General features: G+C 35.0%; 7 protein-coding genes. 1 reads left to right on the forward strand and 6 read right to left on the reverse strand.

The window, feature by feature from the left end; all coding sequences use genetic code 11:
* Positions 1-60: 60 nt before the first annotated feature.
* From DWW68_RS07895 to DWW68_RS07920, 6 genes are all read right to left on the reverse strand, one after another.
* Complete coding sequence (locus DWW68_RS07895; protein WP_118589312.1) at positions 61-1,071, reverse strand: DUF5688 family protein; 1,011 nt, start codon at positions 1,069-1,071, stop codon at positions 61-63.
* A gap of 152 nt (positions 1,072-1,223) precedes the next feature.
* Positions 1,224-3,905 (reverse strand): ATP-binding cassette domain-containing protein, encoded by a 2,682-nt coding sequence (locus DWW68_RS07900; RefSeq protein WP_147365657.1) that lies wholly within the window; start codon positions 3,903-3,905, stop codon positions 1,224-1,226.
* A 239-nt stretch (positions 3,906-4,144) separates the two neighbouring features.
* On the reverse strand, positions 4,145-8,119 hold the full coding sequence (locus DWW68_RS07905) for a glycosyl hydrolase family 18 protein (protein ID WP_118589314.1): 3,975 nt from the start codon (positions 8,117-8,119) through the stop codon (positions 4,145-4,147).
* 243 nt (positions 8,120-8,362) lie between these two features.
* Positions 8,363-9,007 (reverse strand): deoxyribose-phosphate aldolase, encoded by a 645-nt coding sequence (deoC, locus tag DWW68_RS07910; RefSeq protein WP_118589315.1) that lies wholly within the window; start codon positions 9,005-9,007, stop codon positions 8,363-8,365.
* Positions 8,997-10,832, reverse strand: coding sequence for a translational GTPase TypA (gene typA, locus DWW68_RS07915; RefSeq protein WP_021953864.1), 1,836 nt, complete (start codon positions 10,830-10,832; stop codon positions 8,997-8,999). Before typA ends, deoC begins: the two co-directional genes overlap by 11 nt.
* 126 nt (positions 10,833-10,958) lie before the next feature.
* Entirely contained in the window at positions 10,959-11,588 is a 630-nt protein-coding gene (locus DWW68_RS07920; protein WP_021953863.1) for a YigZ family protein, read from the reverse strand.
* Positions 11,589-11,773: 185 nt separating this feature from the next.
* Between DWW68_RS07920 and DWW68_RS07925 the strand changes: the two genes are divergently transcribed.
* Positions 11,774-14,326 (forward strand): transglycosylase domain-containing protein, encoded by a 2,553-nt coding sequence (locus tag DWW68_RS07925; protein ID WP_118589316.1) that lies wholly within the window; start codon positions 11,774-11,776, stop codon positions 14,324-14,326.

A 14,326-nucleotide genomic window follows, 5' to 3' on the forward strand; every position in this document is an offset into this window, starting at 1 on the left:
ACAGGGTGTGGAATTTAGTCTTTCACACGGAATTTACTTTTACAAGTCAGCATTACCTCTTTAATATCCTAATTCTTCTGTTTCTCTTTTGTATACATATACATGGTCAGAAAGTATTTCCACAGGATCTAACTGAGTTCTGTTTACCTCCCGTATCATTTCGTCTATTTCTTTTGTATCCCAACCCATGGCAGGAATCAATATCACCTCATGAATGGAACTGGGAATAATATATATATCCTGTCCAACCTTGTCAGCGAACTTTTTAAGTACCCCGGGATAAAGTATGCATGCTGCCCCATTTGACTTGTCTTCGTTAGTCATTACATACATCTCCATATTTCTGTCTAATTTAACTTTTTCCATCTCTTCCTTAACCATATCCTCAACTTGTGCATATGTATATCCCCCATAGCAGGTTTCCTCTTTTATTAAATCACCATCATCATTATCCTCATCCCTTTCATCCCCCACTATACTGTCAAGAATCATTTCAGAAATAATATCTTCCATTCTACGTATAACAGGATGATACTTTGTCCATGTATTCTCATAAGCCGTAACACATAACCGGGATAAATCTATTCCCCATTCTTTTATGTTGCCATCTCTAATCATGGTAACTGCCTGGGCTCCCTCCCTGTATGATACCAAAATATAAAATACTATAGCTAAATCAAGAACTCTAACATGGGGTGTTGTTTTTAACATTTCTCTGTTCATATTATAATTAACCAGCTTATAAAAGATTCTTTTTTTGACCTTTGAAAAATTTCTTAAATCATTGATGTTAACTTCATTTATTAAACCCTTGGAACTATCTAAATAAACCTCAAAAATTTCTTTGCTTATATCATCAATATTCCTGCCTTTTTTAAACTGTGAGTAATAATCATTAAGATATATATTAGGGGTTGCCATGTCATTTTTTCTTTCTATACTTATGGCACGCATTCTTACATTATTATTCTTTATAATATCGTGAACAAATACTGTGCAATCTTCTAAATTTTCCTGAACCAACTCCTCCACTTTTTCTTTTATTTCCTTAATAAACGTTACATAATCCATTTTATTTCTCCTAACATTATGAATTTGTTCAGTTGCATAAGGTTTGTGTTCGATTTATAGTTTTATTATAATGCATAGCATTATATTTTTCAACATATATTTTAAGTGACCATTTCTAAAAGAAATGGTCACTTATTAACTGCGGATACCTTTTATTTATTTCTTATTGCCTCTATAGGTCTTTTTGATGCTATCTTATAAACCGGTATAAAGCTTGCTACTGCTGCAACGCCTAAGCTTATTAATAGAAGTAATATAATCTGTCTTGGTCCGAAATTAAGTACAGTTATTAAAACTCCCATCTCTTTTCTTATAGCACTGTTTATCCATACTGTAACGCTTCCGGCAGCTATTGTTGCTAAAACAAAGTTTATAACAGCTATAATAAAGCTCTCTGAGAAGAATATTCTAAATACGTCATTACTTCTTGCACCTATTGCCCTAAGTATTCCGATTTCCTGCTTTTTGTAAGCTATACTTGTGGCAATAAAGTTTGATAACATAATTGCCGCAAATAATGCAAATCCCAATCCCACATACAGGAATACCTTTGATAATACATTTAATATTTCATCTACTGAATCTAACTCAAAGGTAACTGAATTTTGCATTTTAAATTTTACATTATCTTTTTCCGTATAACAATACTTTACAAGTTTTTGTATGTCTGCCTTGTTATCAGGCATTGATGACACTGCAAAACTATAAGTTCCAATTGCTCCAACCCAGTCTTTTTCGTAGAATTTATCAGGAACAACATATACTGCCTTACCTCCTCCTTTTATTACTCCTACTATCTTCCAGTTTTTATCTGTTTTTTCCTCTTCACTGGCTAATGAATAGCTTATGTTGAAAAATGGTTCATTCTTAAGATATTCAACGAAATCCTTAGCATCTGCATTTTCACCGTTTTTGTATATTTGTCCTTCCGGAACAATTATTTCATTATCTGCTAATTTACTCTTTTCACCATCAACCCATGTAATTTTTGACTTGTCAGCATCTGATAATTTTATCATTCCATCAGATGAACAATCGTAGCTGCTATTGCTTACATCCATATAAATGGAATTAGTATTTACATTAATAACCTTTCCGTCACCATTGACTAAACTTTCAACATATCCGTCACCGGTCATGGCTACACATGATAAGCTGTATTCCTTTATCCCATCCAATTCTCTGCTTAAGGCATACATGGCAAGAGTTTCTGCATTACTTTTTCCTGTCATGCTGTCACCTATTGTTTTATATCTGTTAAAATCAACCTTTGTGTCAATTACGGCAGTAACAGTAAATTTATCCCCGTTTAACTCAATTGTTTTTCCTATAATATCTTTATAATCTGAAATCTTTTCAATGCTTTTGCCTTCTAAATATCCTGTTTTTTCGTAGGTTTTATATACATATTCACTAATAGCTATTTCTTTCTTACCTCCGTCAGGCAGTTTCCCGGCTAATACCTTGTATCCCATTTCATCAATTATTTTCTGATTAATGTCAGCAAATCCTGTTATTGATGTTGCGTATGGACAATAGACTTCATTTCCTGACAGATTTGATGTGTCTTTTATGTTTGTCATTTCCATTCCTTCATCGCTAGGCATATAAACACCTCTGAAATCATGGCCTGTTTCTTTACTTATCTTTGCTACATCTTCATCTGTAAGTTTGTATGACCAGTCATCCCACCATGTAGCTCCATCGTTATCCATTTTTTTAGCTTTTAATACAGACGCATATTTTATATTTGAATCTGATATTGAATTAGTACATGTTTTAATATGGTCATATGTTCCAAATGTATCTGCCAGTGCAAACATTCCAAATGCCACAAAAGACAATAAAATAGTAATCACCAGTCTAAATTTCTTGTGTTTTAAACCACTTGCTCCAATTTTAAAGGAATTTTTAACAGGAAGCTTTGATTTAATTAATTTAAACCCTCCATCCACATAATCAATTGCATCCTGATTTGTTTTTTTGAAATTGCCGCTAACATGCTGCTTAGCTTTTATTGTTGCCTTAACATCTTTTTTGGCAGAATCCATATACTCATTTATTGCAATTCTGTCTTCCTCTGTAAGATGATATCCTTCAGATATAATAAAACCGTCCTCTTCAAAGGAAATTCCCTGGGAGAAATCAATTTCATCACCGTCTGTTTTTTCTACATCTGAAATAACTTTTCCATCTGCCAGTTCTATAATTCTGTCTCCATACTGCTCTGCAAACTCCCTATCGTGTGAAACTACAATTACAAGCTTCTCCTCTGACAGCTTTTTCAGTGTATCAAAAACCTGTTTTCCTGTATTAGAATCCAAGGCTCCTGTAGGCTCATCTGCCATAATTATCTGAGGATTTTTTACTAAAGCTCTTGCAATTGCAACTCTTTGCTTCTGACCTCCTGAAAGTTCATTTGGCTTTCTGTCACCAAATCCGTCTAAATCTACCTGTCTTAATATTTTACTTATTTCCTCATCTGTGGCTTTTCTTCCCTGAAGTTCAATTGCCAATGCTATATTAGCTCCCACAGTAAATTCTTCTAAAACATTGTACTCCTGAAAAATAAATCCAACATATGTATTTCTGTATGAATCAAAATGATTCTGTTTAAAGTTTTTAGAAGAAACACCTTTTATAATTATTTCTCCATCATCATATTTATCTAGTCCTCCTAAGAGATTAAGTAATGTTGACTTGCCGCTTCCGGACTTTCCCAACAGGAAAATCATTCCTTTTTCAGGAAATTTTAATGATATACCTTTTAATGCTTCAACAGAAACACCTTTTTTGGTTTTATATGTTTTTCGTAAATTTTTCGTTTCTAACATTTTACTACCTTTTCCTTTCATATTGTATCGCTCTAGAACTAATTGTACTATATCAATTAATACAATTGTATTATAGTAACCCCATTTTAATCTGTCAACCCCCTTTTTATTTAAATATTTTATTCTTTATATTTACAGTATGGAATAATACCTAATAACACAAAACGACCTTTAACTACCGGTTTAAAACCCGATAGCTAAAGGCCGCCTTTAAATTATAGGAAATAGGTTATAAGTATTTATGCTCCCACGATTATATTTCCCCAGTCATAGTCCACAATCTTATATGCCGGATTTACCGGTAAAAGTATTTTCTCATATAAAAAATTATGTCCTGCTACTGTATTCATTTTTCTGTTCTGATACAAAATATCAGCAATGGAATAAATTGTATAGTTTTCAACATTGCTATATACATATGTTCCATCCTTTAATTGTGCATATGCTCTTACCATAAATTTATCACTGTAATATTTAACGGAATCCACAAACTGCATTGTCATAGTGTAGCTTTGTGCATCTTCCATATCACTGTATGCCACAGAGCATTTTCCTATATCTGTAGACTGATAGTTCATTACTCCCTTACTTGAACTTCCTACTACCATATCTTCTGCTGTTGCATAATTCGCCACACCATATACAAGACCTGAACTTACAATTTCCTTATTAGGATCAGAAACTGAATATACAACTCTATGTCCCTTTACTGTTGTGCTAATCTGGTATCCGTTTATTTCAATTCCTGCCTTCTTTGGAGCTGTTGTAGGTGCTTCTGTTGGTGCCACTGTGGTTTCTTCCTTATAATTTTCAACGGAGAAATCCGCCACATTGCATGCTCCGCCTTCTGCCATAATTGTTAATGTATGCTTACCTGTCTGACTAAGATTAATTTTTGCACTGTGATCCACAAAAGTTGTCCATGTGCTGCTTGCCTGAACAGGTATAGTTGCTATGGTATTTCCGTCTAATTTTACAATCATATTTTTAGCATTATACTGAGCATCCCCTGCTGCAAGTTTTAGATTAATAGTATAATCTCCCGCCTTAGCAACAGAAACCATATAGCTAAGATACAATCCATCATTAAGATTTCCTGCATATGTTACATTGTTATCAGTATTCATGGTTATGGCTGATGACTTGTCTGAGTATGAATTTACCGGTATTGTTCCCGGAATATCTGATACTGTTACAACTGTCTCCTTCTGCATTACATCTTTAATTGCCGCCAAAAGAGAATTACTTCCAAAGGAATCCTGTCCTAATTCCCAAATCATGATTCCACCGTAATCTTTACTAAGTTCAGCCTTCTCACGGATAGTCTTTTCACCGTTATAATAAATGCCATTATAGTAATCAAGATTTTTGTTATTAGCATCCATAGCTATAATCTGTGAATATGTGTAATCCTTTGCCCCTGAACTATATCCATAGAAAGGCACACCGATAGTCATTCTTTCTTTGCTGATTCCTCTATTGCCATAATAATTAACCATATTTGTTATCTGACTCATAGGTGCAACAGGTCCATCCCCAAAAGTTGCATCATATGTCATCAGATTTACAAAATCAAAATAGTTATATGTACTGTTTTGTATAGGTTCTGTAAACCAGGAACTTACTGCCATTGTAAGGAGTTTTCCTTCTGCCTTTAATCTTCCTGAAAGCTCTGAACACATAGCATCAAAATTGCTCCACGTATTGCTGTCCGTTACCTCAATGTCAATATCAACCCCATCTAAATTTAATCTGTCCACATATGTCATTATCTGATTAACAAATGATGTTCTCTTAGCTGCCGTTCCAAATGGATTATCACTGGTATTAAAACCACTTCCTCCACCAATTGCAATTAATGCCTTAACATTATTTGCATGGCATTTATTTACTATAGTCTGAACTGTGCTATCAGAAAATCCCGATGTTAATGTACCATTTGCGTATGTCATAAATGAAAGACAGCAATGGGTCAGGGCTGAAAAATCAATTGAATTAATGGCACTTGTTCTATATGATGGCAAATACCCTACTACTCTCTTATTTCCCTTTGACACAACGGTTGTTGGCTGTTCAGTAGGTTTTGCCGTTGTTACTTCTTTAGTTGTTTCCACAGTGCTGTCATCTACCTTTGTAAATACAATATCAGAAATATTTACCGAACCTGTAGACGTAAGCTTTATTGTCTGCTCTCCTGCACTGTCAAAATTAACAATAGCAGAAACCTTCTGAAAATCCTCCCAATCTGTTTTATTAATTACATTTAAGGTTGTAAGTAATGTTGAACCTGCATAAAGAGACAGTTGTCTGTTAGAATTGCTGTTCCCTGATACAGCACATACCTCAACTTTGTATTTTCCTTTTTGTGCTACTTTAACCTTATATTCAAGGGCTGAACCTCCTACAAGATTTCCCACATACTTAACACCCGCTGATGTGGTATTGGTAGTAATTCCACTGGTTACAGTAGTATAATCAGTAGCATTAATTGTTCCCGGAACATCCTTTGCCGTTACGTTTTCTGAGCTTTTTCCATTAAGTCTTCTTTCTAACTGGTCATAATACAATGACTGTGGAGACAATGTGCTTCCGCTTCCAATTCCCTCCTTATAATCCTCCGGTGCCGTATTAACAGTTCCATACTGGGAAGACATTGTGGTTGGAGTTGTTTTAACTGCCGTGGCAGCTCCCTGAGTTCCTATTATGTAGCCATATCCAAACTGACGTGAATCAATTATGTAATTTGTTCCTGATTTATAATAATTTCCCTTTGTATTCCAGAAAACCGTCTGGGTAGAAGTATAACCGTGTCTGTTTCCTGCCGTTCCACCATATGGTCTTACATTTGTTTCCACAAAGTCACCATTTAACTCCTCGTTGTCAATAAGATTTGACATACTTAAATACATATGAAAATCACTTCCGTATTTAGGGTCTGTCGACTTGTAATGATATACTACATTTCCACTGGCATAAGAATATTTAAAAGCAAAACTATGTCTTGCACTGGTAGAAGAACAGTTTTTAATCAATGTTTCCTGACCACATACATTCATTCCATAGCCGTTTCCACCGCCACCTTCATACTGCGGATAACTGAAATCACAATTTTCAACTGTTAAGTTTCTTGTCTGATTTATATCAAGACCATTAGAACTCATATGTATCTGACTTGCATTTCCTGCCTGATATGTTGAAATGTTTTTTGCAAAACAGTTTACATTCAGTGAAAATTTAATAAGAAAAGCATTGTTTACATTATAAGAACCGTTTCCGCTGGTTTTGTAATCTTCTTCTCCCCATCCGTTTCCATTGCTGTTTGCCTTGTTTCCTATGGAGAAATCACAAAGTCCCACATTAGTCTGCTTTGGAGATACTTTATAGATTCTTGCATTATCTCTGGTCTTCATATAGTACCTTGTAGGAATATCGATTTCTACTGTTTTAGCAGAAGTATTAACACCTGTTATTTTTCTATAGAATGTAGTTCCCATAGTTGTAGGATTAACACTTGCTGACCAAAAACCTGACATGCTATGTTCATTAATCCAGTCTGCTGTTCTGTTACCTCTGATAATAACCCAGTCACCTGCTTTAAAATTACTTACATCATTTACATGAATGGTAGTTGTTGGTGTAGAAGGAATATCCTGAGATAAATAATATGTTTTTCCGTCATCAGCGCTGTTCCATGTTCCACCATTTGGAGAAATATTTATAACCTGACAAAATCTCATATTTTCTGCGTAACATCTTATAAATGTCTTTCCAACACCTGCACCCTTAAAAAGAATGTTGCTTCCCTTAATACGCAAAGCTGCTGAGTTTTCTGAAGATGTTGGTTTAACCTTAAATGTACCTTCCGGGAGATACACCGTTCCCCCTCCTGCTGCTTCAACTGCATTAATTGCACTCTGAATGGCACCGGTAGAATCATTAGCTCCTGTAGCATCTGCGCCGTAATCCACTACATTAGCATATAATCCTGACATTTGTGTAGGTATGTCTTTCTCTCCCCTTTCATAACCTGCATATGAAAAGTCATGTAAAAACTGTCCACTGCTGTTAGTATAACCCGGTGTCCAATTTTCCGGGTATAATACGCTACGCCATGTAGACGCTGCCTTCGTCTGCTGTGGTGCTATGGCACTTGGAAGCAACGATACAACCATCATGCATGACATTAAAACTGATAAAAACTTCTTTTTAAACATAGAAGCCCCCCTCCTAAAAAAATAATAGAATAGTGTGATTTGTATGTATTTTTTTAGTATACATACTTTTCATTAACAATAATATATACTTTTGTGTGTTAAGTCAACAGATTTTTGTACATTATTTACAAAAACTATTTTTATTTTATTGTTTTTTTTGTGCTATTTATATTAAAATTTTGGTAAAAAAAGAGAAGAATTAAGTAATTGTCTTATCTAATTCTTCTCTTCAAAAAAATATTTTTATTTAATTAATCCGATAATTTTACTGGTTCCTAACCTGTCTGCCCCTAAATTAAGGAATTTTTCGGCATCTTCTAATGAAGCTATTCCTCCTGCAGCTTTTATATGGGTATTATTAGAAATATTTTTATTTAAAATTTCCACATCTTCAAAAGATGCACCCCTAATTGAAAATCCTGTAGAAGTTTTTATAAAGTCTGCCTTAGACATTGACACCACTTCTGTCATTTTAACTTTTTCTTCATCAGTTAAAAGAGCCGTTTCAACAATTACTTTAAGTAATCTTCCATCACATGCATCTTTAACTTTATTTATTTCGCTAAATATTGCATCGTAATTTTTTTCCTTAACCCATCCTAAATTAATAACCATATCAATTTCAGATGCACCATTTTTTACGGCATCCATGGCTTCAGCACACTTTATGTCTGTTGTGTTATATCCGTTAGGAAATCCGATTACCGTACATACGGGTATTTTCCCTTCAACATATTCTGCCGCTTTTTTAACAAAAGAAGGTGGAATACACACAGACGCTGTGGAATACTCTATTCCCTCGTCGCAAATCTGCTTAATCTGTTCCCATGTTGCATCCTGCTTTAATAAAGTATGGTCAACCTTTTTTAATATCTCTTTAATTTCCATTCTGCTTCCTTATGTTTGCTCTCTTTCTCAATGTAGGATCTAATATCTTCTTTCTTATTCTAAGACTTTCAGGTGTTATTTCCAACAATTCGTCTGTGTCAATAAACTCCAACGCCTGCTCTAAGCTTAAAACTTTCTTTGGAACAAGTCTTAATGCTTCATCAGAACTTGACGTTCTTGTATTTGAAAGATGTTTGGTTTTACAAACATTAACTTCAATATCTTCTGCCCTGCCTGTCTGTCCTACAACCATTCCTGAGTAAACCTTTTCTCCCGGTCCGATAAATAATGTTCCACGCTCCTGGGCATTGAAAAGACCATATGTTATGGCTTCACCTGCTTCAAAAGCAATAAGTGAGCCCTGTTTTCTGTACTGAATGTCCCCTTTATATGGACCATAATCATCAAATACAGTATTTATGACACCATTTCCCTTAGTATCTGTCATAAATTCTCCTCTGTATCCAATAAGTCCACGGGAAGGAATTGAGAATTCTAATCTTGTATAACCGTCTCCTGTAGGAGCCATTCCCTGAAGTTCACCTTTTCTGTTGCTTAATTTCTGTATAATTGCACCTGAAAATTCATCAGGAACATCAATATAGCAGATTTCCATAGGTTCTAACTTCTTACCACGTTCATCTTCCTTATAAATAACCTCTGCTTTACTTACGGCAAATTCATAACCTTCTCTTCTCATGTTTTCAATAAGAACCGATAAATGAAGTTCTCCACGTCCTGAAACCTTGAATGTATTCATATCTTCAGTTTCTTCTACTCTAAGAGATACGTCAGTATTTAATTCACGCATAAGTCTGTCTCTTATGTGACGTGATGTTACAAACTTACCTTCCTGACCTGCAAGCGGGCTGTCATTTACCATAAAATTCATGGAAATGGTTGGTTCTGATATTTTCTGGAATGGTATAGGCTGTGGGTTGTCTAATGAACAAATTGTATCTCCTATACTTATATCTGCAATACCTGAAATTGCCACTATAGCACCAACTGTAGCTTCCTTTACTTCTTTTTTCTGTAATCCCTCAAATTCATAAAGTTTACTGATTTTTACTCTCTTTGTATTTGAAGGGTCATGATAGTTTACTAATGTTACATCCTGATTTACCTTAATTGTACCATTATCCACTTTACCAACGCCGATACGTCCAACGTATTCATTATAGTCAATTGTACTGATAAGTACCTGAGTATCTGCCTCCGGGTCTCCTTCCGGTGCAGGAATATAATCAATAATTGTCTCAAACAAAGGTTTCATATCAACGCCTTCATCTTCCATATTTAGCTTAGCAATTCCCTGCTTAGCTGATGCAAACACAAAAGGACATTCTAACTGGTCTTCATTAGCATCTAATTCAATAAATAATTCTAATACTTCATCTATAACTGCCTCAGGTCTTGCCTCAGGTCTGTCAATTTTATTAATGCAGACAATTACAGGAAGACTAAGCTCTAAAGCCTTTTTAAGAACAAATCTTGTTTGAGGCATAGCACCTTCAAAAGCATCTACAACTAAAATAACACCATTTACCATTTTAAGTACACGCTCAACTTCTCCTCCGAAATCAGCATGTCCCGGTGTATCAATAATGTTTATTTTTGTGTTCTTATAAGTAACCGCAGTATTTTTTGACAGAATAGTGATTCCTCTTTCTCTTTCAATATCATTAGAATCCATTACTCTTTCAGCTACTTCCTGATTTTCTCTAAATACACCACTCTGTTTTAACAATTCATCAACCAATGTAGTTTTTCCATGGTCAACGTGAGCAATTATGGCAATATTTCTTATATCTTCTCTAATCATTTTTTAATATTTCTCCTTTGATTATTCACATACATCTTTTCGATTGTATCACACTGAAAATTTTTTTCAATAAAAACAGTTTATATTAAGTCCCCAACGCACTATTTTTCACTAATGACGTCCTTTTTATGGCATCTCCATATAAAATGGTGCCTCTTTAATTTCGCTCCACACTGCCTTATCACTGGTAGTATCTACAACCTTTTTTTTAAAATTTTCAAAATCACTTTTTCCCATAACAATGTTAATGGTTACATCTGCCCCATATTCCTCTGTTTCTTCCATATCAAACTGACTCATAATATATTTTATTTTTCCAATGGAATTATAATCTGTTGTAACTGAGAAATTCACTCCCGGACAAACTTCTTTTATAACCGAGTTTTTAAGCCCTTCTTTAGATGATAAGCCATAGGCTCTTACCAGCCCTCCTGTTCCAAGAAGGGTTCCTCCAAAATACCTAGTTACCACTATCAGGGTATTCCTTAAGTTTTCTCCCATAAGCACCTCAAGTATAGGCTTTCCTGCTGTTCCCTGAGGTTCACCATCATCACTAAATCTTTGTATTTCGTTGTTCTTTCCCATTATAAATGCAAAGCAGTTATGTCTTGCATCCCAATATTTTTTCTTAATGTTTTCTATTTGTAAAAGTGCTTCCTCTTCACTTTCCACAGGCAAAACATGAGCAATAAACCGGGATTTTTTTTCAGTTATTTCCCCTTCTCCGCCTTTACTTACAATATAATATTTATCCATTTAACGCCACCTCATTTCTACTATATCATATTTAATGCCCATTATGAAGAATGAACTTTCTATGCTGCGACATTTTTCCCCTTTATTAAATTCCATCCTTTTGTTATAATTGCTTGAGGAGGAAGGTATTCCGACGATTTGCCACCCACTGCTAGGAGGGGGCATTACATTTAGGAGGACATAAAATGAATTTCGGATATAAAGAAACAATCAACAAGCAAAAAGACTTAGTTTCCGTACAACGGAAAGTAATGTCTAAATCACTTGTTTCACTATTGAAAATTTTTCTATATATTATATTACTTCTTATCATAACGGTGGGATTTCTGCTTTTAGGAATTGTTCACGGCATTATTAAAAGTGCACCTTCAATAGATGATGTTTCAATTGTTCCGTCATCTTATTCCACTACTGTGTATAATTCAGATAATAAAGAAATTGCCAAATTAATAACCAGTGGTTCTAACCGTATTAAGGTTTCTTTAGATCAGGTTCCTACCTATTTAAGATGGGCATTTATTGATACTGAAGATGCAAGATTTTATGAGCACAACGGTATTGACATTCAGGGTATAGGACGAGCTGCCTTAATTGCAGTGACTACCCTTAACCCATCAGAAGGTGCCAGCACCATAACTCAGCAGGTACTTAAAAATAATGTTTTTACCGACTGGACATCTGAAAGTGCATTTCTTTCATCCTTAAAACGTAAGATTCAGGAACAGTATCTTGCTGTTCAGCTTGAAAAGGTTACGTCAAAGGAAACTATTTTGGAAACATACTTAAATACCATTAACCTTGGGGCAAATACCCTTGGTGTACAGGCAGCTTCCTTAAGGTATTTTAACAAGGATGTAAGTAAGCTGACAGTATCGGAAGCAGCTGTTTTGGCAGCTACAACTTCCAGTCCTGAGGTTTATAACCCAATTACTAATCCTGAAAAAAATCAGACTAAGCGTGAAATTATTTTAAAGAATATGTTTGATGCAGGACATCTTACTGAAAATGAATATAATGAAGCATTAAAGGATGATGTATATTCACGTATTCAGAAAGTAAATAACAAAATTGAAAAGAAAAATGACAAAGTATACTCCTACTTTGTTGATGAAGTTGTAAAACAGGTTATGAGTGACCTTCAAAAAACTAAAGGTTACACATACAATCAGGCATATAACGCGGTATACAGTGGTGGTTTGAAGATTTACACTACTCAGGATTCCCAGATACAGAAAATCTGTGACACTGAATTATCTAATGATGAAAACTACCCATATGCAATACAATACGCAATAAACTGGGCATGGTCAGTACAAAATCCTGATGGTACAGTGGATAATTATGATGAAAGCGATATTCAGACCTACCATAAAAAGGTTTTAGGTGAAACTAATTTTAAACTTTTATTTAATTCTAAAGAAGAAGCTAAACAATGCGTTAAAGATTACAAGAGGCATTTAAGAGAGAAATATTATAAAAAAGGTCTAAAGGAAAAGGACGGATATACCCAGTACGAAACATTGTACTACAATCCACAGCCTCAGGTGTCCTTTACCATATTAGACCAGTCTACGGGCTTTGTTAAGGCAATTGTAGGTGGCCGTGGAAAGAAAAATGTAAGTCTTTCCCTTGACAGGGCAACAGCTTCCACAAGACAGCCGGGTTCAACTTTTAAGATTTTATCTACTTATGCTCCAGCTATTGATACTATGGGTTACACTCTTTCCACTACTATTGTGGATGAGCCATTTAGTTATTCTAACGGACGTCCTGTAGAGAACTGGAACCACACTTATAAGGGTACCGTAACCGTAAAACAGGCTATTGCCCAATCTATGAATGTATGTGCCGTTAAAACATTAACTGCCATTACTCCTCAGTTAGGCTATGATTATCTGTTAAATTTCGGCATCTCTACTCTTGTAGATAACCGTGTGGAAAAGAACGGTTCGGTTTCTTCGGATATTCATCAGGCACTTGCTCTTGGTGGTATTACTGATGGTGTAACTAATCTGGAAATGACAGCTGCCTATGCTTCTATTGCCAATACAGGAAAATACATTCGTCCTGTATTCTACTCACAGGTTATAGACAGCAATGGTCGTGTATTATTAGACAATACAGCACCTAAGGCCAAAACCATTTTAAAGGATTCCACCGCCTATCTTTTAACTCAGGCTATGATAAGCGTTGTTAAAGAAGGTACCGGTACTCCTTGTCAGTTAGAAGGTGGAATGCCTTCTGCCGGAAAGACAGGAACCACATCAAGTGCATACGATTTATGGTTCTGTGGATATACTCCATATCTTACAGCATCCATCTGGACAGGATACGATGAAAATACAGCCCTTACAGGTAGTAAAAACTACCACGAGAAGCTTTGGGCAAAAATCATGAATCAAATTGATACTGTAAAGAAATATAAGCCAAAGGATTTTGCTACAGGTCAAAGTGTTAAAGCTTACAATATATGCAATGCTTCAGGAAAGCTTGCCATAAAAGGTGTTTGTCCAAAAACCCATAAAGAATACTTTGTAAAGGGCAGTCAGCCTGATAAATGCAGCTGGCATTCAGCTTATATCAATTCAGATGATAATAACTATAATTCAGGAAACAAAGGCTCTACTTCCAAGGCTTCTGATGGATCAGGTGAAACATCTTCTTCAAAAGAAGATGCTACCATATCTACTAAAAATCAAACTACAAAGGATTCAGTAAAATCAAAAAAGACACCGTAA

The organism is Eubacterium sp. AF16-48, from assembly GCF_003479405.1.
Taxonomy (GTDB): Bacteria; Bacillota; Clostridia; order Lachnospirales; family Lachnospiraceae; genus Eubacterium_G; species Eubacterium_G segne.